The organism is Myxococcus eversor (genome assembly GCF_010894455.1).
In the GTDB taxonomy this organism is placed as follows: Bacteria; Myxococcota; Myxococcia; order Myxococcales; family Myxococcaceae; genus Myxococcus; species Myxococcus eversor.
This window is the reverse complement of the sequence record NZ_JAAIXY010000009.1, coordinates 276,588-299,115: the sequence shown is the minus strand read 5'-3', so window position 1 is coordinate 299,115 and position 22,528 is coordinate 276,588. Positions and strand designations below refer to the sequence as shown.

The 22,528-nt window shown below is 69.9% G+C and carries 21 protein-coding genes; 6 read left to right on the top strand and 15 right to left on the bottom strand.

What is annotated here, in order from left to right:
* Positions 1-149 precede the first annotated feature (149 nt).
* From G4D83_RS20510 to G4D83_RS20470, 9 genes are all read right to left on the bottom strand, one after another.
* Positions 150-1,823 (bottom strand): hypothetical protein, encoded by a 1,674-nt coding sequence (locus tag G4D83_RS20510; RefSeq protein ID WP_240356446.1) that lies wholly within the window; start codon positions 1,821-1,823, stop codon positions 150-152.
* A 315-nt stretch (positions 1,824-2,138) separates the two neighbouring features.
* Complete coding sequence (locus G4D83_RS20505) at positions 2,139-2,942, bottom strand: heme ABC transporter ATP-binding protein (protein WP_163866479.1); 804 nt, start codon at positions 2,940-2,942, stop codon at positions 2,139-2,141.
* Positions 2,939-4,036: a FecCD family ABC transporter permease gene (locus G4D83_RS20500; protein ID WP_163866478.1), complete on the bottom strand. Its 1,098-nt coding sequence runs from the start codon at positions 4,034-4,036 to the stop codon at positions 2,939-2,941. The genes G4D83_RS20505 and G4D83_RS20500 overlap by 4 nt, the downstream gene beginning before the upstream one ends.
* Positions 4,033-5,001, bottom strand: coding sequence for a heme/hemin ABC transporter substrate-binding protein (locus tag G4D83_RS20495; RefSeq protein ID WP_163866477.1), 969 nt, complete (start codon positions 4,999-5,001; stop codon positions 4,033-4,035). The genes G4D83_RS20500 and G4D83_RS20495 overlap by 4 nt, the downstream gene beginning before the upstream one ends.
* Positions 4,998-6,089, bottom strand: coding sequence for a hemin-degrading factor (locus tag G4D83_RS20490; RefSeq protein WP_163866476.1), 1,092 nt, complete (start codon positions 6,087-6,089; stop codon positions 4,998-5,000). The genes G4D83_RS20495 and G4D83_RS20490 overlap by 4 nt, the downstream gene beginning before the upstream one ends.
* 32 nt (positions 6,090-6,121) lie before the next feature.
* Positions 6,122-6,844: an HmuY family protein gene (locus G4D83_RS20485; RefSeq protein WP_163866475.1), complete on the bottom strand. Its 723-nt coding sequence runs from the start codon at positions 6,842-6,844 to the stop codon at positions 6,122-6,124.
* 28 nt (positions 6,845-6,872) lie between these two features.
* The gene (locus tag G4D83_RS20480) at positions 6,873-8,870 is read right to left on the bottom strand and encodes a TonB-dependent receptor plug domain-containing protein (RefSeq protein WP_163866474.1); all 1,998 of its coding nucleotides are present in this window, start codon (positions 8,868-8,870) and stop codon (positions 6,873-6,875) included.
* 285 nt (positions 8,871-9,155) lie between these two features.
* Entirely contained in the window at positions 9,156-9,335 is a 180-nt protein-coding gene (locus G4D83_RS20475; RefSeq protein WP_176434415.1) for a hypothetical protein, read from the bottom strand.
* A gap of 111 nt (positions 9,336-9,446) precedes the next feature.
* Positions 9,447-10,085 (bottom strand): hypothetical protein, encoded by a 639-nt coding sequence (locus G4D83_RS20470; RefSeq protein ID WP_163866473.1) that lies wholly within the window; start codon positions 10,083-10,085, stop codon positions 9,447-9,449.
* Positions 10,086-10,141: 56 nt separating this feature from the next.
* On the opposite strand from G4D83_RS20470, the gene G4D83_RS20465 reads away from it, so the two are divergent.
* The gene (locus G4D83_RS20465; RefSeq protein WP_205522669.1) at positions 10,142-10,984 is read left to right on the top strand and encodes an LEA/WHy family protein; all 843 of its coding nucleotides are present in this window, start codon (positions 10,142-10,144) and stop codon (positions 10,982-10,984) included.
* A gap of 12 nt (positions 10,985-10,996) precedes the next feature.
* Positions 10,997-11,695 (top strand): leucyl/phenylalanyl-tRNA--protein transferase, encoded by a 699-nt coding sequence (gene aat / locus G4D83_RS20460; RefSeq protein WP_163866471.1) that lies wholly within the window; start codon positions 10,997-10,999, stop codon positions 11,693-11,695.
* A gap of 13 nt (positions 11,696-11,708) precedes the next feature.
* Here aat and G4D83_RS20455 read toward each other — a convergent pair whose 3' ends face one another.
* On the bottom strand, positions 11,709-12,704 hold the full coding sequence (locus tag G4D83_RS20455; RefSeq protein WP_240356445.1) for a hypothetical protein: 996 nt from the start codon (positions 12,702-12,704) through the stop codon (positions 11,709-11,711).
* A 255-nt stretch (positions 12,705-12,959) separates the two neighbouring features.
* On the opposite strand from G4D83_RS20455, the gene G4D83_RS20450 reads away from it, so the two are divergent.
* On the top strand, positions 12,960-14,513 hold the full coding sequence (locus G4D83_RS20450; protein WP_240356444.1) for an LVIVD repeat-containing protein: 1,554 nt from the start codon (positions 12,960-12,962) through the stop codon (positions 14,511-14,513).
* On the opposite strand, the gene G4D83_RS20445 is transcribed toward G4D83_RS20450, so the two are convergent.
* On the bottom strand, positions 14,510-15,295 hold the full coding sequence (locus tag G4D83_RS20445) for a pilus assembly protein N-terminal domain-containing protein (RefSeq protein WP_163866468.1): 786 nt from the start codon (positions 15,293-15,295) through the stop codon (positions 14,510-14,512). The genes G4D83_RS20450 and G4D83_RS20445 overlap by 4 nt on opposite strands.
* A 54-nt stretch (positions 15,296-15,349) precedes the next feature.
* On the opposite strand from G4D83_RS20445, the gene G4D83_RS20440 reads away from it, so the two are divergent.
* A complete protein-coding gene (locus G4D83_RS20440; RefSeq protein WP_163866467.1) occupies positions 15,350-16,693 on the top strand; it encodes a hemolysin family protein in 1,344 nt (447 codons plus the stop codon).
* A gap of 19 nt (positions 16,694-16,712) precedes the next feature.
* Here the strand turns inward: G4D83_RS20440 and G4D83_RS20435 are convergent, their stop codons facing one another.
* The 3 genes from G4D83_RS20435 to glgA are packed head-to-tail and all read right to left on the bottom strand — an operon-like array spanning position 16,713 to position 19,587.
* Complete coding sequence (locus tag G4D83_RS20435; protein ID WP_163866466.1) at positions 16,713-17,201, bottom strand: LEA type 2 family protein; 489 nt, start codon at positions 17,199-17,201, stop codon at positions 16,713-16,715.
* Positions 17,201-18,118 carry a serine/threonine protein kinase gene (locus G4D83_RS20430; RefSeq protein ID WP_163866465.1) on the bottom strand — a complete coding sequence of 306 codons (918 nt, stop codon included), beginning with the start codon at positions 18,116-18,118 and terminating at the stop codon, positions 17,201-17,203. Before G4D83_RS20430 ends, G4D83_RS20435 begins: the two co-directional genes overlap by 1 nt.
* Positions 18,119-18,153: 35 nt before the next feature.
* The gene (gene glgA, locus G4D83_RS20425; RefSeq protein ID WP_163866464.1) at positions 18,154-19,587 is read right to left on the bottom strand and encodes a glycogen synthase GlgA; all 1,434 of its coding nucleotides are present in this window, start codon (positions 19,585-19,587) and stop codon (positions 18,154-18,156) included.
* Between the two features lie 77 nt (positions 19,588-19,664).
* Between glgA and pdxH the strand changes: the two genes are divergently transcribed.
* Complete coding sequence (gene pdxH, locus G4D83_RS20420) at positions 19,665-20,249, top strand: pyridoxamine 5'-phosphate oxidase (RefSeq protein ID WP_163866463.1); 585 nt, start codon at positions 19,665-19,667, stop codon at positions 20,247-20,249.
* Positions 20,250-20,265: 16 nt separating this feature from the next.
* Here the strand turns inward: pdxH and G4D83_RS20415 are convergent, their stop codons facing one another.
* Positions 20,266-20,955 carry an SDR family oxidoreductase gene (locus G4D83_RS20415; protein WP_163866462.1) on the bottom strand — a complete coding sequence of 230 codons (690 nt, stop codon included), beginning with the start codon at positions 20,953-20,955 and terminating at the stop codon, positions 20,266-20,268.
* Positions 20,956-21,061: 106 nt separating this feature from the next.
* Here G4D83_RS20415 and hemG point away from each other — a divergent pair, with 106 nt between their 5' ends.
* Entirely contained in the window at positions 21,062-22,435 is a 1,374-nt protein-coding gene (hemG, locus tag G4D83_RS20410) for a protoporphyrinogen oxidase (RefSeq protein ID WP_163866461.1), read from the top strand.
* Positions 22,436-22,528: the final 93 nt, after the last annotated feature.

Sequence of the window (22,528 nt, the reverse complement as noted above, 5' to 3'; positions counted from 1 at the left end):
CTCCCTCGCGAACCCGGGCAACGAGCCCCACCACCGAAACAACACCCCGGTGAACGAGGGCCTCCTGACCGTCCCGCCAGACACGCTTCATCATCGACACCACGGACTCCAGAACGGGCCCCTGCTTCACCAAGATGCGCATCACGGCTTCACCGGCACAGAGGTTCATGACTGGGATACGGATACGCCACGGTCGGCTCGGTGGCGGCGTCCATCAAGGCGCGCGGGTAGCCCTCGCACATCAACGTGTCCAGGAAGTCCGCGAGACACGGCGCGGCCTCCGCCGTCTCCACCACGTCCACCTGCCTCCCCTCCACCATCCGCCACGTGTGCTTGCGATAACCCCGCGCCCACGGCGCCAGGTTCATCGACGGAGCCGCGAGCGCCTCATACATGGCCTGCCGTGACGACGTGCCAGTGCCCAGCCGATAGAGCATCGCGGCCACCTCGTTCTCTTCAATCGGCTGGAGCAGTCCCTCCTCGGGCCGCGGTCGAGACCACGAGGCCAGCTCCGGCGAGCGCGTCTCCAGGTCCAACCAGAACATCGTCCCGCCCTGCCTGTCGTAGTAGCGGGGATTGCCGCGCGTGTCGGAGCTGAACCACGTGGCCCATCCCTCGCTCCACGCCTGTCCCGGGAAGGTGGGCACGCCGACGTAATGAGGACCACCCTCGGAGGGACTCGTCCCATGGCTCGCCATCGCCCAGTGGCCCAACTCGTGGAGCACCATCGCCTCGGACCACCACGCGGCGTCAGCGTCTCCCGGCAACCACAACTGTGCGCCCCAGCGTCGCCCCGCCGCCGTCACCTGCCACGGCGCGAAGCACGCTCCACAAGACCATGTCGTACCGAAACCCAACCACGCCACCACGGGCAGCCCGGTGCGTCCATAGCGCTCACGCGTGCTGTTCCACGCCGCGCTCACCGCCTCGAACACCGCCGCCGCGCCTGAACCCTCCGACTCCTCGATGGCGACCACGGGCGACTCCAGCAGCGCCTGCGTCGGCCGAGCCCAGCTCCACAATCGCGCGGAGGCACCTGGTGTCACGGGCAGCACCTGCGCACCGGACAAGCCCGGGTCCGCCACCGCGTAGTCCACCGTGCCCTTCTTCCCCTGCCCCGCCGCGTACACGACGACGAGGTCCTCCGGGCCCACCTCCGTCGGCAGGCGCACGGTGAAGCGACCCACCCCGTCCGTCACCCCCAGGTCGATGAGCGAGCCTGCCTGAAAGGACGCGACGAGGAAGCCACGCGCCGGCACCCACTCCGTCTCCGACGTCCAGTCATGGAAGGCCGCATCGGGCAGGCGCCGCTCATAGCGGGCGATGCCACTCAGCGTCCGTCCCGGTGCACCACACCAGCCCCGGTTCCCCTCCGCGACACAGCCCGCCTCACACGGCTCCTCCAGCCAACGCCCCGCCGAGCATCGCTCCAACGCCCCCGTGGCCGAGCAACGCGACGTGCTCTCCACACAGGCCGCACCGACCTCACAGCGAGCACCGCCACCCGACTCGGATTCGACACAGGCCTCGCCCGCCGCGCAGTCCACGCGCGAAAGCTGCCCGTCATCACAGCGCTCCACCACGCGAGGCCCCAGACACCGACCTCCAGCGGGAAGCGCGGAGCAGTCGGCCTGCGCCTTCACCGACTCATCGGGTGCGGCGGAGCACGCGGCCAGCCGGCAGGCTTCATCGGAAGCCTCGCAAGCCGCGTCACACGGCCTCTCCTCCTCCGAGCCCGCGCCACCACAGGCCAGCAACGCCACGCCCAGCACCCAGAACACGAGCGCCCACCCACCCGCGCGAACCGCCGACTTGAAACCCAACGCCGTGCCACCTCCACGTCCGCCACGGGGGTGACGGGTGCGCGGCAGGACAACACGGCGTCCTCGAAGGACAGCATGAGCAGGAGGCGCGGGGGTCCCCCGCCTGCTCGCATCCGCGGTGAACCCATGTCAGCCATCCGACAACGTCAGCCTGCCCGCCTGCTCGAGCCTTGGAGGCGAGCAGGCAGCGAGACGTGACGCCGTATCAAAAAGCACTCCTCGCGGGGGCGGGCGCCCGGCGGTGAAACCTGGAGGGGGGCCGGGTTCGCCGCACACCCCCGCGAGAAGCAACCTGCGAAATTCGAAGCCACCCGCTCACGCGGGAGGCGGAGCCCGGCCTGACGGAATGATGAAAGGCGCGGGTGAATCCGGATACTCGACGACACGGACCTGGAGACCGAAGGTGCTCGCGATGAGGTCCGGTCGAAGCACCTGAGCGGGAGCCCCCAGCTCCACCAGCTTGCCGTCCTTGAGGACCGCGATGCGGTGCGCATAACGCGCGGCCAGGTTCAAATCATGAAGCACCGCGAGCACTGCGCCGCCCTGCCGCGCGAAGCGCGTTGCTTCCTCCAGCACGAGATGTTGATGCGACAAGTCCAGGCTCGAGGTCGGCTCGTCGAGCAACAGATAACGATGACCGTGCGCGGGCGCTTCCCAGAGTTGCGCGAGCACGCGCGCGAGCTGCACCCGCTGCCGCTCTCCACCTGAGAGCGAGGTGTACGGCCGCGACGACAGGTGCCGGATGTCCATCACCTCCAGCGAGGCCAGCGCCGCCTCCATGTCCACGCTCCCCTCGCCGCGCGTCGCGTGAGGACTGCGCCCCAGCAGCGCGACCTCCAGCACGGTGAAGCCGAACCCGAGGGACGACTCCTGGGGAAGCACGCCCAGCCGCAGCGCGCGCTCCCGGGGTGGCCACTTCAACAGCGGGCGTCCGTCCAGCAGCACCTCTCCCACGGTGCAGCTCAGCTCTCCGCAGAAAGCCGAGAGCAGCGTGGACTTGCCCGCGCCATTCGGGCCCACCACGGCGAGGACCTCGCCGGGCACCAGCTCCAGGGACAGCGGCCCGAGCGTGCGCCCCCGGCCTCGCCACACCTCGATTCCCCGTGCCTCCAGGCTCATGACATCCCCTTGCCGCGCACCAGCAGCGAGACGAAGACAGGGACACCCAGCATGGACGTGAGCGCACCGATGGGAAGCTCCTGGGGCACCGCCGCCGTGCGAGCCAGCACATCCGAGGCGACGAGCAACGCCGAGCCCAGGAGCGCGGAGGCCCCCATCAACCGCCGGTGGTCCGGCCCGAGCGCGAGCCGCAACAGCGCGGGGACGAGCAACCCCACGAAGCCGATGACGCCCGAGACGGACACCGCCGCGCCGACACCCAGCGCCGCCGCGAGGACGAGCCGTCGCTTCAGCTTCTCCACGTCCACGCCCAGGTGCCACGCCTCGCGCTCTCCCAGGAGCAGCAGGTTGAGCGAGCGTGAATCCTTCAGCAGCAACACCAGCGCGATGAGCAGCGGCACCGTGGATGCCACCACCACACTCCAGGAGGCGCCGGCCAGACTGCCCCAGGTCCAGAAGGTGATGGTGCGAAGCTGAGCATCGGTGGCCATCTGCGTGAGCAGGCCAATCCCCGCGCCCGCGCCCGCGCTCACCGCCACGCCCGCCAGGAGGATGCGCGCCGTCTCCGTGCGTCCACCGCCCCCGCCCAGCCGCTGCGCGAGCACCGTGGCACTCAGCGCGCCCAGGAACGCCGCGCCCGGTACCACGAGCAGACGGAACGGCCCCAGCCGCGAGCTGAGGGCCGCGTCCAGGACGATGGCCGTCACCGCGCCCAGGGCCGCGCCGCTGGAGGTCCCCAGGAGGCCCGGCTCCACGAGCGGGTTGCGAAACAGCGCCTGGAGCGCGGCGCCGCTGGTGGCAAGCACCGCGCCCACCATCACCCCGAGCACCACGCGCGGCAGACGGATGGACAGCAGCACCGCCTGCTGCATCGGCTCCAGCCGATAGCCCGTCTCCAGCCCCAACGCCTCCAGCACACTTCCAAACAGCCCCAGCAGTGGCACCCGGTATGAGCCCACCGAAAGCGACGTGAGCGTGACGACCACGAGCGCGGCGCCCAGCACGAACCACGGGCGAGGACGCCCGCCAGGTACCTTCACCTGCTCCCGCGCCGGATAGGTCGCGGGAGTGGGTGCCACGTCCGAAGCGCTCATGTCCCGTCCTGCGCCGGAAGTCCCATGCCGTCCTGCAAGCGCTGCACGGCCTTGCCCAGCTTGGGCCCCAGGCTCATGAAGTGGACGTCCTCGATGGTGGTCAGCTTCCAGCCCTGCGCCTGGGACAGGCCGGGGACCTGCCGAAGCCCCGCTTCACCTCCGACGGCCTCCAGCGTGCCGGCGGGAAGCAGGATGATGTCGGGCGCCGCGCCCACCACCGCCTCGGCCGTGAGCGGCCGGTGGCCGGTGTAGCTCGTCACGGCATTCACGCCGCCCGCCAGCCGGATGAGCTCGTCGGTGGCGGTGTCCTTGCCCGCGACCATGAGGGCGTTGGCGCCCCGGGCATACAGCGCGAGGATGCGCTTGGGCTTCGCCTGCTTCGCCGAGGCGGCCCGAGCAGCGGCGCGCTTCAGGTCCGCCTCCAGCTCCGCGACGAGCGCCTCACCCTCGGACACCCGGCCCAGCTTCGTGGCGAGCGTCCGGATGCGCTGCCGCGCCACATCCAGCGTGGGCAGGTTGGACAACACGACGACGTCCATTCCCGCCGTGCGAAGTTGCTCAAGGACACCCGGAGGTCCCGCTTCCTCCGTCGCCAGCAGCCACGACGCGCCGAGCGCGAGCAGGGGCTCCACGGCCAGCGCGCGCTGGTAGCCCACCTTCGGCCGGCTCCGGGCCACGGGCAGCGCCAGGCTGGTGTCGTCGACTCCCACCACCTGCGCGCCCGCGCCAAGCGCGAACACCGTCTCCGTGACAGCGGGCCCCACCGTCACCAGCTTCGGCGCGGCGGCGGCCGGTGCCGTCTTCGCCGCGACGGGAGCCTGTGCCGTCTTCGCTGCTTCGGGCGCCGGAGTCGTGGGTGCCGGTGCCGTCTTCGGAGCAGCGGGCGCGGCAGTCGCGGCGGGCGTCGAGGCCAGCGCGGCCTGCGACATCAGCAGTGCCGCCAGGAGCACGGTGACGCGCTTCATGATTCCGCCCCAGTCGCGGGCAGCGCGGCGATCAACTCCTCCATCAGCGCCCGCCATTCGGGCTGCTCGGGGATGCCGGGCTTCCGCTTGCCGAAGAGCAGCGCGATGTTCTCACCGGCCGCGTCAAACAGCTCCAGCGAGGTGACGACGCCATCACGCGTGGGCTTGCGGACAACCCAGGCCGTGTGGATGTGGTCCGTGCGCAGGTGCAGGTTGAAGCTCGGGTCCAACACGTTCATCCACGGGCCCATGGCGCGCACGGTGTGCACCGGGCCGGTGTGAATCTGGATGGCGCCAGGGTTGCCCACGAACACCATGATGGGCTGGCCCGAGGCCGCCACCTTCTCCAGCGTCCACGTCAGGGAAGCCGGGGCCACGGGCGTGGTCAGCTCGCTGCCCACCAATCGGAGCGCCTGCGTCCGCGCCACCTTGAAGCGACGCAGGAGCGGGAAGAAGTCATGCGTGTCCTGGAGCCCGCGCCAGCCGGACACCAGGCCCGCCACGTCGATGTCGCCATCCGGCCGGGGAACCTCCGGCGCGGAGGCCGCCTCCACCGGCACCACGCGCGACTGCTCCGCGTGGGCGTAGTCCTCCACCAGGCGGTCGTACGCGCCGACGCCGGACTCGTCCTCCAGGTAGATTTTGTGCACGGCCATGCCCGTGCCGTCGAAGAAGTGCAGGCTGCGCCGCGTGCCCTCCGGACGAGCCTCACGGAACGCGAAGCCGAAGCGCCAGCGCATGAGGAACAGCCGCAGGTCGATGTTCTCGTCCAGCACCAGCGCGACAGCCCCGTTCACCTCGACGTTGCGGTACAGGCCGCGCTTCTCGTGCACGGCGCTCTCGTTGCGCGTGAGCGTCATCACCTTGCCCAGCGACTCCAGGCGAGGCAGCAACGTGTCGAGACGCAGGTCCAACCGGACGACGTCTTCACCCACACCGGTGGCGAGCAACTGCGCCTCGCTCACGCCAAGTTGTTCGGCCGCATCACGGATACGCGTGCGCGGCTGGGCCTCGAGCAGCGACTGCCAGCGCTGACGGAGGGCGGTGGGCTCGGAGGAAGACGCCGTGGGAGCAGGTTGGGAAATCATGGCAGACACCAGGGGAGAGGAGGACTTCGACTTCAGTGAGACACTTCGACAGGGGAACCACTGGGAGAGACGCCATCCTCGAGCGCGCCTCCGGAGACGGGCGCCGTCACCTTCGTCCAGCGCAGCTTGAGCATCGCGGGCGTGCCGGCGTCGTCGTAGTAGGACAGCATCTCCACCTTGAAGTACGCCCTCGAATCGGAGCGCACGACGTACACCTGCGCGCGCGGCGACAGCTTGTGCGTCGTCACGTCGTAGGCGTACCAGCCACCATTGGCCTGGAAGACGGTGTCCGGGTCCGAGCCCTCGTCGGCGCCGTCATCCGCGTCGACCGCGAAGCCGCTCGCGGGCGCCTGCGTGAGCTGGAGGAAGTCCTGCGAGGGCAGCACCGCCACCTCCACGCCGCCCGTGCCATTCACGCCACCTCGCGAGCGGATGCCGAAGCGCTGGAAGGACAAGTCCCACGCGGCGTCCTCGCTCGCGCTCACCTGCAGGCCCGTATCCAAATCCAGGCCCACCCAAGCCTCCTTGCTCGTGGCGTCGACGACCGTGGTGATGGAGCCGTCCGCATTGCCCACGTGGCGCACGTGCGTGCCATTGGCCGGCACCTCGACTTCCGACGGGTCCGGCGTGTTGTCATCGTCATCCCCCGGCGTGGGGACCAGGTCGTCACCACAGGCGGACAGCAGGCCAGTCAGGCACAGGACCGCGGCGGCACGGCCGAAACGGGACACAGAGAAGAAGGGGGGGCGGGACATTCGGGCTCCTTGAGTTTTCGAGAGGGACTCACAGCCGGAACGAGACGCCGGCCTGGAAGGTGCGAGGCGGAATGGGCAGGTCCGTGGGGTTGCCCGCGTCCGCGAGGTTGGAGCCCAGCACGAAGAACTGGAGCGACTCACGCGCCCTCCAAGCGATTCGGGCATCCACCGTGACATAGGCATCGGACTGGTAGGGATTGGCGACACCGTCACCGTCCGTATCCGGATAGAAGGGCCGCTTGCCGACGAGCGCCGCGCGGACCCACGTCTCCAGACCCCACTCGCGGTGACGCCACGTGGCCTGCGCGGTGAGCCGATGAAGCGCCTGGCCTTCCAGCGCCCGGTCCAGTTCCTCGTCGTGTCCGTCAGTGAGCGTGTAGGCCACCTCGCCGGACAGGCGCCACGGGAAGCGCTGACGCAGGCCCAGCTCGCCGCCCCTCACGCGTGCACGCGCCACGTTGGTGTACGTGAAGAGCTGCTGCGCCCCACCCTGTTCCAGCGTGGAGGCAATCATGTCGCGCAGCGAGTGCTGATACGCGCTCACCCAGAGGAGTGACGCATCCGACGGCCGAACTTCCGTGGACAGGCTGAAGCTGCGCGAGCGCTCCGGCTTCAGGTCCGGGTTGCCGCGCACCACGTAGCCGACGGTGGGGTTCTCGAAGTCGATCAGCAGCTCCTGGAAGCCCGGCGCCCGGAAGCCCCAGCCGTAGCTGCCGCGCACGGTGAGCCACGACAAGGGGTCAATCTTCGCCGCGAGCCGAGGCGTGACGGCCGTGCCGAACTGCGTGTCCACATCCACGCGCGCGCCCGGAACGACGACGAGCTTGGGCCCCGTCGCGAGCGTCCAGCTGTCCTGCGCGTACAGCGACGCACGGCCCCGGTCTCCCCCGCCCGTCTCCAGCCGGTCCGCGACCAGCCACTCGCCCAGGAACTCCGCGCCGACGACGAACGCATGTCGCTCGCCCACGCGCGCGTCGAGCTGCGTGCCCAGTCGACCCTGCTGCTCGCGCGTGTCCTCCACCGTGTCCAGCGCGGAGGCGCGACGCTGGTCTCTCAGGTAGCGGCGCTGGAAGTGGGTATAGGAGCCCTCCACCCGCAGCGTCGCGTCGCCGTTCAACTTCCACGACGGCGCCAGCCGCGAGGTGATGGACGTGTCGCGGCTCGCCCGGTCGAACACCGCGCCCGCGACGCCCATGTCCACGCCGCGCTGGGTGCGCCGCGAGAAGCCGGCGGAGCCCTCCATCGACAGCGGCCCTTCGCCCTTCAGGTCTCCACTGGCGGAGACGTCGAAGCCCTCCAGGCTGCTGCCCGTGGTGCCCACGTCGGCGGTGTCCAGGTCATAGGACGCGCGGCGCTGCAGGCCACCGCTGAGACGAAGGCCCCAGCCGTCGCCCCGCGCCTCGCCCGTCGCGTCCAGGTCCAGCCGCTCCAGCGCGCCGTAGGCCGCGCGCAGCTCACCACCGAGCGGCTTGCGCGCCCGGCGCGTGATGAAGTTCACCACGCCGCCCACCGCGTCACTGCCGTAGAGCACCGACGACGGGCCCTTGACGATCTCCACCTGCTCCACGTCCTCGAGCGACAAGCGCGACAGGTCCACGCTGCCCGCGACACGACCCGCGACGCGCTCTCCGTCCACCAGCACCAGCACGTACTCGGGCCCCAGGCCCTGCACCTGGAGCGACGCTCCGGCGAAGGTCTGCGCCACTTCCAATCCGGGATGCGCGGCGAGCAGCTCCGACGCGTCCCGGGCGCCGCTCGCGACGATGTCCGCGCGGGTGATGACCTCGGTGGCCACGGGCGTCTCGCCCAGGCGCTCCTGCGTGCGCGACGCCGTCACCACCGTGCGCGCCACCGGGACGTCATCCTGCTCGGCGGATGTCGAAGATGCCGAGGTCGTCGAGGCCCCTGGACCCGCGACGACCTCGGCCTGCTTCGACACTTTCTCCTCGGCCTCGGAGTCGCTCGACGCGGCGGAGACGGGCTCCTCCGGGACGGCTTCACGCGAGACCTCGGAACCGCTCGTCATGGAGGAGTCGGACTCCGCCGCGACGGGCACAGCTTCATTCGTGGACGCATTCGACGAAGGAGCTGGCTGCTCCGCCTGGGGCGACGCGCGGCCCCACGCCACATCAGGGGCGGCACACGCCAGCACGAGGAGACACCAACTCCCACGCATTCCACGTCCTCCAACTCATGGCCGATAGGACTCCCTCTGACGGAGTCCCCGCGGGGCACTGGGCTCGAGGGCCTCTGGCCTCAGTCAACTCTCGACACACCCCGGGCCTTGTCCCGCCCAGGCACTCCCACCCGCTCAGCCGCGTGCGGCCGTCGCGCTCGCACCACCCGGCGGCCGCTCCAGCGGCACCACCCGCGTGCGGTGGCAACGACGGCACTTCAGCTCCACACCCTCCGGCACCAACCTCGCCAGCAGACTTCCGCACAGACACCGCAACTCGCCCGCTTCACCGCCCTGCTGGCATCCGTCGCGCATCACCACTCCGCTGTCTGAAACGCGACGGACGATATTGATACTCATTATCAAAGTCAAACGATTCAGACGAACAGTGTCCTGGGGTGTACAGGGTGGCCAGGAAGCGGACTGTCAGTGGACTTTGAGGCGGACGACGGCTTCACGCGGGACGCGGGGCTTGGGCGTCACCATGCGTGCGATGCCGTAATAGAGCTGGTCCTCGGTGTAGACCTTGCGCACACGTCGGTGCGTCCCCGGGACGTAGGCGGGACCTGGGCGTTCCAGCCACTGGAGGACGCGCACCTCGCCGGTGAGGGCCAGGGCGGAGAGCAGCTCCGGAGGGCACATCTTGAGGTAGCGACGCACGAGCGGGCGCAGCTTCCGGGCGAAGTCCTTGCCGAGCACGGCGTGGCGCCGGCCCGAGTGCAGGGTGCCGTCGAAGCGGCGCGACAGGTGGAAGAGCTCGTGCAGCACCGTCTCCAGGCGGGCCTGGGCGGTGGAGCCCCTGAAGAAGAGGGGCCGCAGGGTGATGCAGTACAGCATGCGCCGGCCGCGGATGCGGATGACGGGCTTGCGGCGCCCGGTGCGGTCCGTGGACTTGCCGCCCCGGAAGCACAGCGGCTTCACGGTGCCGCGAGAGGCACGGCGCGCCTCACCCGCGACCACCAGGATGCGGCCCGCCTTCACGTGGGCGAACTCCGGCAGCTTCGTCGCGATGTCCCGGATGAGGGAGCGGACCGTCTTGTTGAAGTTGGGGCGGCGTCGGACCACGAGTGGTGGACAGTCTAGCGGAAAAGCCCTTGGGGGCGGCTTCCGGGGTGCACACAATGTCTAGCGTGATGCGCTCGACTTCGCCCGTCGTCCAGCTTGCCGCACTGCTCCTGGTGGGGATGGGGTGTGCCTCGTCCCCCACCCGGCCGGCTGGTTCCGCCACCCTCACCGCTCAGGACACGTCCGTGGTGTCGCAGGGGCTGACAGAGGCCACCCTGCGCTACAGCGCCCAGGTGGCCAGCACCGCGCCCGGCGTGGTGGAGCGCGTCGACTACGAGCTCGTCTCGGAGGGGAAGGTGCTGAAGAAGGGCACCCTGAAATTGGAGACGCGGCTTACGCCGGGCACTCCCGGGGACGTGTCTTTCGAAGAGCGCGCGGCCTACGTACAAAGCGCGGAGGACCTGGCGCGGCTGAGCGCGCAGGGCGGCACGGTGCTCCTGGCGCTGCGCGGGGTGCTGGTGGTGCGCTCGGGTGACGCCGAAGAGCAGGTGCCCTTCGCCGCGAGTCGCGCGGTGCGCGTGCCCCGGCTTCCCACCATCGTCGTGGAGGAGCTGGACGGGGCGCGCTACTCCGCCGAGGAGGTGCAGTTGAACCTCCGGCTGGGCATCCGGAACCCCAACCCGTTCCCGCTGAAGCTCAGCGGGCTGACGTGGCAGATGGCGGTGGCGGGCAAGGCGCTGGACAGTGGGACGCTGGCGCAGTCGGACAGCGTGGATGCGTCCGCCACGGGGGTGTACCCGGTGGAGGTGGCGGTGACGAAGGACTCGTGGGGGCCGGAGGTGAAGGCGCTCATCTCCCGGGGGGTCCTGCCCTACGGGGTGACGGGAGAGCTGACCGGTCCACTGATGCGGGTGCCGTATTCACTCTCGGGCGAGGTGAAGCTGAACGTGTCCCGGTAGAGTGCGCGGTGCGTGCCCATCTACCTGTTGAGTGACGAGCACCCGGAGCTGTTCCCGCCTCCGGAGCGCGCTGACAAGAGCGGAGTGCTGGCCGTGGGCGGGGACCTGAGCCCCGAACGGCTGCTGGCCGCGTACTCGCGCGGCATCTTCCCGTGGTTCAGCGAGGGGGACCCCATCCTCTGGCACTCGCCGGACCCTCGCTTCGTGCTGACGCCGGACTCGCTGCATGTGGGCCGCAGCCTGCGCAAGGCGATGGCCCGGGGCGAGTACGAGGTTCGCTACGACACGGCCTTCGCGCGCGTCATCACCGAGTGTGGCCGCGTGACGCGTCCCGGGCAGAACGGGACGTGGATTACAGACGAGATGCTGGAGGCGTACGTCGAGCTGCACGAGCGGGGCTTCGCGCACTCGGTGGAGGCGTGGCAGGGCGGCGAGTTGAAGGGCGGCCTGTACGGCGTGTCACTGGGCGCGGCGTTCTTCGGTGAGAGCATGTTCGCGCTCGCGCCGGACGCGTCGAAGGTGGCCTTCGTGTCGTCGGTGGAGCGCTTCAAGGAGTGGGGCTTCCAACTCGTGGACTGCCAGGTGGAGACCGAGCACCTGGCGAGGTTTGGCGCGGAGTCATGGCCGAGGAAGCGCTTCCTCACCGCGCTCCACAAGGCCCTGCGCGAGCCGACCCGGCAGGGGAAGTGGACGGAAGCCCCCGCGCGGTGAAGGGCGCTCGGACTCAGCGCTTCACCTTGCACGGAGACAGCGTGCGCCGGGTGAGAATCAAATCCTCCTCCGTCGGACTCCCGTAACGCACCGCCTTCGGAGCGGCCTTCGGCTTCGCGGCCTCGTGCATGTAGAGCGAACCGAGGTCCCGACTGAGCACGAACCTCAGCCCCGAGCTGTCATGCAGGCCTCCGAAGAACTGCGTGCCCCCATTGCGCAGCAGCGCCGGGGTGAGCGAGCCAGGCGGACGGAAGAGCAGCAACGAGAGGTCCTCGGTGGGCCAGTCGCACGGGTCCTTCTTCCCCTTGCGCTCCATCCACGACACCGTGAAGTCGCCCACCGTGGTGGTGTCATCCCAGCTCGTGCCGATGCGCTCCCACAGCCGCAGGCACTCCGGCGACTCGCAGTCGCGCACGGGGATGAACTCCAGCACATCGGGCGGCAGGCCCTCTCCGTCCTTGCCCGTCTCGCGCTCGGTGGGCCTGCGCAGCTTGCACCCCGTGGGCTCATCCTTCTGCCGCAGCGCCACCGGCGTACCGGACAGGCGCCCGGGCGGCAGCACGTCGCAGTCCACTTCAATCTCCGCCATGAGGAACGTCTTGCGGTCCGCGTCCGTCGCCCCCATCCGCGCCGCCCACCAGTGGACGGGCAGCGCGCGACAGGCCGGCGCGTCCGCCTTGCCGAACACCCACAGCGGGATGGTCGGGTCCGGTGCGCCGTACCTCCGCGCCTCCTCCTCCGGCACCCGCTTCACACCCGAGCGCTCCCGCTCACGGCCCTTGAAGAAGGTGTCCTTCGACTCGGGGATGATGGCCTGGTGCACCAGCCAGCCCGAACCCTCCATGCCTATCTGCGCGCGCGGCGTGAAGGGCACCAGGTCCGGGCGCTTCGGACAACCCCGCTCCGGCTCCGTGGGCGCGGTGAGTGACGCCTCACCATCATCGAACTGGGCGCTCGCCCCCAGCGGCGCGAGCAGCGTCAGGCCCAACACCAGTGAAGTCGACCGCATCGAGAATCGCATCGGCTCCTCCAGAAGACCCCGGCGACATGACGCACCCGCACGTCACGGCCGGTCCGGATACTTCGCGCCGTCATACCTCATGCCGGCCTCCTCACGGCACACCCTGAAACGTCCCCGGCGTCGACCCTTCCCACGCGGACACGTGCTCCGCGCACACGACAGGCGAAGAGCCCGCCGTCGCGATATGAACACGTCGGCGTCCCACCGACGCGGACACACCCCACTCTCCTCAGGATGAGCTCCATGCGTGCCCTGTTGATGCTGGCCGCGGTGACCCTGGCCCTGACGGCCTGCAGCGACGACAAGCCACCACCGACTCCGGAGCCCTCGGGCGGGGCGGACGAGGGCGACTGGAAGGACACGGGCGCCTTCGCGGCGTGCACGGTCGACACGGCCTCCAATACCTGCGGAAGCGTGACCAGCTTCGGCACGAGCGGCTGTAGACCCGGAGAGCTCGCGACGCTGGAACTGGAGGGCGTCTACACCCTGCACGTCCGCGCGAGGAACCCGCGCTACGGAAACACCTACAGCTTCTCGTCCCAGTCCATGCGGCTGGCCTCCACCGGCACCCAGTACGCCGGAGGCCTGACGCTGGACGCGCGACAGGTGGGCGCGGGCGGCAACGTCTACATCTCGGGCTCTCGCACGGAAGGAACGAATGGCGTCCGTCGCCGCTCGTTCCTTGGCTGCCAGTCGCCCGAGACCGACCGGTTGCAAGGCTGCTACGTGGAATGTCTCAACGGACGCGTGGAGGGTGAGGGCACCTTCGACGCGGTGAAGGTCACCGCCCGCGTGGACGAGCCGGAGTCCTCCGGCATGGAGCGGGTGTCCGAGACGGCCGTGGCACCCGGCCTGCCCGTCGACGTGTACATCGCGCATGGACACGCCTACGTCGTCGCGCTCGGCGGCGGCCTCTTCGTCTACGACGTGAGCAATCCGAGCCAGCCCGTGCTGACGGAGCACATCCAGCGCACCAATGACACGTACTGGAACGGCGTCTGGGCCCATGGCAACGCGCTCTACGTGGCCAGCGGCGTGCGCGGCGTCATCGTCTTCGACCTGACCGACCCCGCTCACCCCGTGGAGGTGTTCTCCACGGGCACCCGCACCAACGTGCACACCGTGTTCGTGTACGAGAACACGCTGTTCGCCGCGTCGCCCGCGCCCACTGGAGAGGTGCTCGTCTACGACGTCACCCAGCCTTTGTCTCCGGAGCTGACGGGCGCCTTCCAGGCCGCGGGCTTCGACGCCGCGAGTTCCTACGGGCCGCACGACATGTTCGTCTTCGAGGGGCGGCTCTACGTCAACTTCTGGCGCGCCGGCTACGTCATCGGCGAGCTGAACCCGAGCGGGACACCCCGGCAGCTCGGCTCCTACCGCTACGCGCACTCCACCAGCCACGCCAACGCCGTCGCGCGCTATGGCGAGCGGCTCATCGCCTTCGAGGGGGGCGAGGACTGGGGCGCGCACCTGCGCGTGCTCGACGTGACGGACCCGGCCTCGGTGAAGCTCATCGGCGAGCACCGGATGCGCGACTACGTCTCCATCCACAACATGGTGCTGTCCGGGACGAAGCTCTACGTCGCCTGGTACCACGAGGGCGTGCGCGTGCTGGACGTCTCCACCCCGGAGAGCCCGCGCGAGATGGCCCACTACAACACCTTCCGGCCGGACGACGCGGGACGAGGCGAGAGCTTCTACGACGGCGCCATCGGCATCCGAGTGCCGGGCGATGGCTTCATCTACACGGTGGACACGTCGCGCGGACTCCTCATCCTGCGCGAGACGACGCCCTAGCCTCCGCGCTTCTTGCGCGGCGCCTTCTTCGGAGGCGGAGAGAGGATCTCCACCTCCACCGGCGGCTCCACCTGGACGGCGGGGCCCGCGTCCGGCACGGCGGCGGGAGGTTCCGGGGCCTTCAGCTCCACCCGGTCCTCCAGCGGCACGCGGCCCACGGAGCGGCGGAACAGCTCCCACAGTGAGCGGCGCCAGTCCTCGCGGCTCGCGGTGCCCGTCACCACCAGGCCCGCGCCGCTGTAGCTCGCCTCCAACCCCAGCGGCTGGAGCGCCGAGACGACCGAGGCGAGCTGCTCCTGGAGCGCCGGCACGTCGAAGGTCAGCTCCAACTCCCGCGCCACGTAAGCGTCCGTGCGCAGCACCTCCAGCAGCGCGGCGCGACACGCGGCGTCCTTCACCGTGGCCGTGAGCGAGCGCTCCGCGCCCTGCGTGGCCTTCAGGTCCGGACACGCCTTGCGCGCGGAGGCCAGCTTGGGCGCCACGTCCTCCGCGGGCGGATTTCCCACCGTGAGGCGCCACACCGCGAAGCGCCCCTCCGCGAACAGGAGGAGGAGCGTGCGCCCTTCCTTCTGACCGGTGAGCAACAGTTCGTTGGTGCCCGGGAGCACCTCCGCGCTGGCGATGGAGGCGTCCTCCACCTCCACCCATTCCACGGCCGCCAGCTTCTGGAAGCGCTCCTTGCCCGCCTCCAGCGGGAGGACCATGTCCACCGGCCACGCGCCAGCGACGGCGGGCACGAGGAGGGCCAGGAGTGCTCCAAGGGAATACACGCGAGCGGGCATCGGGGCTCCAGCGGGGTGGAACGGACCCTTAGCACGGGTTAAGAACGGGCCTCTATGCCTACCTGGGCCCTCTGGGTCGCCTGCCTGGCGCTGTGCTTCGTCAGGTCTCTGGTCGCCGCGGCGGAGTCCGCGCTTTACGGAACCTCCGACCTGCGCGCCCAGGAGTTGGCGGAGCAGCATCCCGGCGCGTCGAGCCGCCGCGTCCTGCGCCACAAGACGGAGCGCGAGGCCACCGCCACCGCGCTGCGCCTGGGCACGCTGCTGAGCGGCTTCCTCGCCGCGGCCATCGGCGCCTTCGTCCCGCCGCGCATGCTGGATTTGACGCGCTACGGTGAGGCCGCCTGGTTGCCGGTGGCCACCGTCGCCGCGGGCGCGCTGTTCGTCGGCGTGCTGGCCAGCCTCATGGAAGTCACCATGCGCGGGCTCGCCAACGCCAACCCGGAGCGTTGGGCGATGCGGTTGTCCGGCGTCGTGTCGCTGCTGGTGACGGTGCTGTATCCGCCCATGCGCTTCGTGCTGGGGGTGCTCAACCTGGTGGCGCGCACGTTCGGCCGCACGCTGCGCTTCGAGCCCCCGCCTCCGCCGCTGGAGGAGTTGGAGAAGCTCCTGGCCGCGCAGGCGGCGAAGAACGAGGTCGACAAGAGCGCCCCGCAGCTCATCCGCTCCATCTTCGAGCTGTCCGACAAGCGCTGCCGTGACGTCATGGTGCCGCGCACGGAAGTCGTCACGGTGGACAGCACCATCTCCTCCGAGGACCTGCTGCGACTCCTGGCCGAGGAGAACCACTCGCGCATCCCCGTGTACCGGGACGACGTGGACCACATCATCGGTGTGTTGCACGCGCGCGACATCATCCCGCTGCTCCAGCACCCGGAGCTCATCGTCCTGCAGGACATCATCCGCCCGGCGCACTTCGTGCCGTGGATGAAGCCCATCGGCGACCTGCTGCGCGACATGCAGAAGCGCAAGATTCACATGGCCATCGTCGTCGACGAGTACGGCGGCTTCATGGGAATCGTCACGCTGGAGGACATCCTGCGCGAAATCGTCGGCGACATCGGCGACGAGTTCGAGGTGGAGGAGAAGCAGGTGGAGAAGATGGCCGACGGCAGCTTCATGGTGGACGCCGCCATGGAGGTGGACCGCTTCACCCAGGCCTTCGGCTTCCCGCTGCCCGAGGGCGACTTCGACACGCTGGGCGGCTACCTGTCATCGCTGGCGGGACACCTGCCCGACGTGGGCGAGCGCTTCACGTACAACGGCTGGCAGTTCGTCGTGTCCAACAAGGAAGGCGCCCGCATCGACCGCGTGCGCATGTCCCGGCTCAAGAGCGCCACGCCCGGCAAGGAGCCCCGCGCCAAGGAGACTCGCGCGGAGTCCTCGGCCGCCAAGTCCTGAGCGGCACGGCCCGCGCGCTTCAGTCGCCCGCGCTGTCGAGCGGCGGCACATGCGTCAGCTTCTGCGAGCCCTGCACCCGGAAGGGCGCGCGCCGCTCCGTGCGCCCGAAGCGCAGCACCACGCCACCGCGCACGCGCACCGGCACCGCCGCATCTCCGGTGACGGCGGTGACGCGCTCGGCGGCCAGCGGGAAGAGCACGCGCAGCGGAGCATTCCCATCGGGAGGCAGCGCCGCGTCTACATGCTGCTGCCCCGCGGCGACTCGCCGTCCGTCCACCCACAGCTCGAAGTCCACCGACGTGAGCGTGGCCGCGTCCGACGACGGGTTCTTCACCTGAAGCCCCACGTCGAGCACGCCCGAGCCGTCCGCATGGAAGTCCACGCTCAGCGACTCGACCCGCACCGCGTCGTCATACGCGCGCGGCTGGAAGGGCACCGCGCCCAGGCACCCGGAGCCCACCAGGGCGGCACCCATCAACACCGTCAACAGCTCGCGACGCGCGCGCATCAGCCGCCCAGCAGGGGCTGGAGTGCCTCCACCGTGAGGGGCCAACCCGCTCGACGGGACAGCGCCTCCAGCGCCTTGATGAACTCCGCCGCCGTCTGGAAGCGCCGCACCCGGTCCGCGAACAGCGCCTTGCGCACCACCTGCACCGCGTAGTCCGGCAGGTCCGACGTCACCGACGACAAGAGCGGCACCCGCCCGTCGCGCACCCGGTGCATCAGGTCCGACTCGTTGTCCCCGGTGTGCAGCCGCCGGCTGGCGAACAACTCCCACAGGATGACGCCCACCGCGTACAGGTCCGTGCGCGAATCCACCGCCTGCCCCAGCACCTGCTCGGGGCTCATGTACGGCAGCGTGCCGCGCAGCGCCCCCGCGTCACCGCGCATCATCCCTTCCACTTCCGCCACGCCGAAGTCCGTCACCTTCACGTCTCCGTTGATGCCCAGCAGCACGTTGGCCGGATTCACGTCGCGGTGGACGATGGTGGCGCCGTTCTCCCCCACCTTCGCCCGATGGATGTAGTCGAGCGCCTTGAGCATGCACCAGGCGATGTAGCAGGCGGACTCGGGCGGCATCGCCGCGCCGGCCTTGAGCAACAGCTCCTGCATGTAGCCGAGCGTCCGGCCACTCACGAGCTCCTGCACCATCAGGTAGTCCGGCCCCGCCTTGAACAGGCGGAACGTCCGGACGATGTGCGCATGTCTCAAGCGCACCGTCAGCTTCGCCTCGTCGACGAAGGCCTTCACATAGGCCGTGTCGCTGCGAAACGACGGATGCAGTCGTTTGATGACGACTTCGTCTGGCTCGCCGGGCGACCTCTGCGTCGTGGACCGGGCTCTCGCCTGGTACACCTCCGCCATGCCGCCGACAGCCAACCGGCCGACTACCTCATAACCACCCAGGTCCGGAGCTTCCGCCACGGCACAAGCCTACTGCGATTTTCTATCCGCACCCATTATTCAGCCACGAGACCTGAATACAGGCTCTCGTACCGGGTGGCGGACGCGTCCCAGGAAAAGTCCTTCTCCATGCCCCGTCGCCTGAAATCCGCGAGTCGGGGCGGGTCCGCGTAGAGGGAGAGGGCCCGGCGGAAGGCGGCCAGGAGGGCGGCCCGGTGGAAGGCCTCGAAGAGGATTCCGTTGCCGTCCAGCCCTCCCTCCACCGTATCCACCAGCCCGCCGGTGGCCCGGACGATGGGCACCGTCCCGTAACGCAGGGAGTACATCTGATTCAGGCCGCACGGCTCATACCGGCTGGGCATGAGGAAGAAGTCCGCCCCCGCCTCCACCAGATGTGACAGCGCCGGGTCGAACCCCAGGTGCACGGAGACCTGTTTCGGGTAACGGGCCTGCAACGCGCGCATCCCCTCCTCCAGCGGGCCCTCGCCGCTGCCCACGCCCACGAAGCGGATATCCGCCTGGAGCGCGGAGGGCAGCGCCTCCAGGAGCAGGTCCATGCCCTTCTGCCACGCCAGCCGGCTGACGATGGCGAACACCGGCGCGTCGCCCGCCGGCAGCCCGAAGCGCTGGAGCAACTCGCGCTTGCACACCGCCTTGCCCTCCAGCTCCCGGGGCGTGAAGCGCGCGGGGAGGAACGGGTCCGTGGCCGGGTTCCACTCGTCGGTGTCCACGCCGTTGAGGATGCCGTGCAGCCGGTGGGCGCGGCGGCGCAGGAGGCCGTCCAGGCCGTAGCCCTGCTCGGGCGTCTGGATTTCACGCGCGTACGTGGGCGACACCGTGGTGAGCGCGTCGGCGAAGACCAGGCCCCCCTTGAGCAGGTTGACCGTGTCGTAGAACTCCAGCCCTCCCTCGGAGGTGAACAGGTCCCACGGCAAGCCGAGGTCCGCCATCGCGTCCTTGGGGAACTGGCCCTGGTACGCGAGGTTGTGGATGGTGAACACGCTCTTGGCGCGGCCCAGCGCGGTGGCCTGGAAGCCTCGGCGCAGCGCCACCGGGACGAGCCCCGTCTGCCAGTCGTTCGCGTGGATGATGTCCGGCGCGAAACCCACCCGCTGGGCGGCCTGGAGCGCGCCCACGGACAGATAGGCGAAGCGCCGGGGGTTGTCGCCGAACTCGCCCAACGCATCGCCGTACAGGCCCTGGCGGTTGCCGAAGAAGTACTCGTTCTCCAGGAAGAGGACCTCCAGCCGCTCCGACACCCACGCGGAGAGGATGGGGCCGCCCTGCTCTCCAAAGGGGAAGCGAAGCTGGAGCGACTGCCCCGTGGGCGACAGCCGCCCTGCGTCCCGCAAGTCGCGGTAACGCGGGGTGACGACCTTGACGTCATGGCCCAGGGCGGCGAGCGCGACGGGCAGCGCCCCCGCCACGTCCCCCAGCCCTCCCGTCTTGGAGAACGGCGCCACCTCCGAGGAGATGAAGAGAATCTTCATGTGACAACGATGACGGTTGCACGGGATGAGTCAACCGCGAACGTGCGCGCCCTTTTCCTGTCCCTTATGTTGCGCCCGTGCTGATACCTCCCGACCCCATCCAGCGGTTCTCGGACCTCTTCGAGCGCGCCAAGAAGGCCATCCCGGTGGACCCCAACGCGGTGGTGGTGGCCACCGTGGGCCCCGACGGTCGCCCCAGCGCGCGCGTCGTGCTGCTCAAGGACTTCGATTCGCGCGGCTTCGTGTTCTTCACCAACCACGAGAGCCGCAAGGGCCGCGAGCTGCTCGCCCATCCCTTCGCCGCGCTGTGCTTCTACTGGCAGCCGCTGGAGGAGCAGGTTCGCGTGGAGGGCCGCGTGGAGGTCGTCTCCGACGAGGAGGCGGACGCGTACTTCAAGAGCCGAGCGCGCGGCAGCCAGGTGGGCGCGTGGGCCAGCCTCCAGAGCCAGCGCCTGGGCTCGCGCGACGAGTTGGAGACGCGCGTGGAGGAAGTCGAACAGCGCTACGCCGGGGGCGACGTGCCCCGGCCTCCGCACTGGTCCGGCTTCCGCGTGGTGCCGGACCGCATCGAGTTCTGGCACTCGCGCACCAGCCGCCTGCACGACCGACACCTGTATCTGCGCGGGCCGGATGGCTGGCAGGCGCAGATGCTGTATCCGTGACGCGTCCCGCGCGCCGCTACCAGGGCACCTCTTCGCCCTGGTAGTCGAAGAAGCGACCACTGTGCTCCGCGCGCAGCCCGTCGATGATGTTGAGCATGCCGCGCACCGAGTCGCCCGGTGGCAGCGGCGCGTCCGGCCCGCCCATGTCCGTCTGCACCCAACCCGGGTGGAGCAACACGGAGACGATGCCCTGGCCACGCAAGTCATTGGACAGGTTGCGCACGCCCATGTTCAGCGCGACCTTGGACATCCGATAGGCATACGCGCCGCCCTCGTTGTTCGCGGCCAGCGAGCCCATGCGCGAGGTGACGTGCGCCACCTTGCGAGCGACCCCGCGAAGCAGTGCGGGCAACAGCGCGCTCGTCACCCGCAGCGGGCCCAGCGCGTTGACGGCGAACGTGCGCACCGCGTCCGCGTAGTCCACATCCGTCAGGGCGCACCACAGCCCCGGGACTCCCGCGTTGTTGATGAGCACGTCCACCGGCTCTCCACTCACCGCCGAGGCGAAGGCCCTGACGCTCTTCTCCTCCGCCACGTCGAGCGCGTGGATGCGCAGTCGCCCCGCACTGCCATGCTTCAAAGGCTCCAGCCGCTGAAGTCCCTCCTCGGTGCGCACCCCGGCGTCGACGATGTCGCCGCGCTCGAGGAGCTGGTGGACGAACTCGAAACCAATGCCCCTGCTCGCTCCGGTGATGACGTAGCGCATACCCTGCATTAACGCGCCGAATGCTTGTCCTTGGCAAAACACGCAACGTCGACGGTTACTGAGTGCACGCTGGTCACCGGAAAATTTGATTCAGGAGGGACAACCGATGACTGTCGCCGTCGTAGGAGGTGGGATTTCAGGTCTGGTCGTCGCCTGGAGATTGTGCTCACGCGGTAGGGATGCCGTTGTCCTGGAGACATCTTCCCGGCTCGGCGGGGCGGTGAGTACCCGTGCGCAACAAGGCTTCCTCCTGGAGACAGGCCCCAACAGCTTCCTGGACCGTGAGCCCGCCACGCGAGAACTGGCATCCGCGCTGAACCTGGAAGACAGGATTCGAGTGGCGGACCCCGCGGCGAAGCGACGGTATGTCTATACGCGGGGCCGGCTGCGCTCCGTGCCCGCATCCCCGCCCGCGTTCCTCGGCTCGGACATCCTCCCGCCAGGCGCGAAGCTGCGTGTCATCGGAGAGCTGTTCAGCGGTCGCGCGGCGGCGGGCGTGGACGAGTCCCTGGCGGACTTCGGCCGCAGGCACCTGGGCCGCACGGCGACGCGGGTGCTGCTGGACGCGGTGCAGACGGGCATCTTCGCCGGAGACGTGGAGCGGCTGAGCGTGGGCGCCACCTTCCCCCAGCTCGTGAAGCTGGAGCGGGAGCACCGCAGCCTCATCCTCGGCGCCATTCAAGCGCGGCGCGCCCAGCGCAAGGCCCTGCCCCCGGGCTCGACGCCGAAGTTGAGCGGCGCGCTGAGCACGTTCGAGGGCGGCCTGGGGACGCTCATCGACACGCTGGGTGCCTCTCTAGGGGACGCGGTTCGCGTGGGCGCCACGGTGGAGGGGCTGACGCGCGTGGACGGCGGCTGGCGGCTGGCGGTGAGTGAGCAGGGACGGCGCGCGGAGCTGGACGCGAGCCAGGTGGTGCTCGCGGCGCCCGCATACGTGACGAAGGGGTTGTTGCAGCCGCTGGACGTGGAGCTGGCGGCGCGCGTTGGCGGCATCGAGTACGCGCCGATTGCCGTGGTGCACCTGGGCTTCGATGCGGCGACGACGCCCGCGCCGGACGGCTTCGGCTTCCTCGTTCCTCCGACCGAGGGGCGGCGGCTGCTCGGCGCCATCCACGCCTCCACCGTGTTCCCCTTCCGCGTGGAGGCGGGCCGCGTGCTGTACACCTGCATGGTGGGCGGCGCGAAGCGGCCGGACCTGGTGGGCCTGGACGAGCCCGCGCTGGTGGCCCTGGCGCGCGAGGAGCTGGAGGCGCTCGCGGGTGTCACCGCGAAGCCGTCGCTCACGCAGGTGTACCGCTGGCCCCGGGGCATCCCCCAGTACACGGTGGGACACCTGGAGCGGATGGCCGCCGTGGACCAGGGGCTCGCCCGCTGGCCCGGGCTGCACCTGACGGGCAACGCCTACAAGGGCGTGGGGCTCAACGACTGCATCCGCAACGGGCTCCAGCTCGCGGACGCACTCGTGGCGGCGGGGCCCTGAGGGCGACTGCTCGAGTCGGGGAAACGACCGTCCAGGGTGGAGGGGACAGCGCGAGCCCGAGGCCACGTCAGACTGGGCAGGCATGCTGCCCAG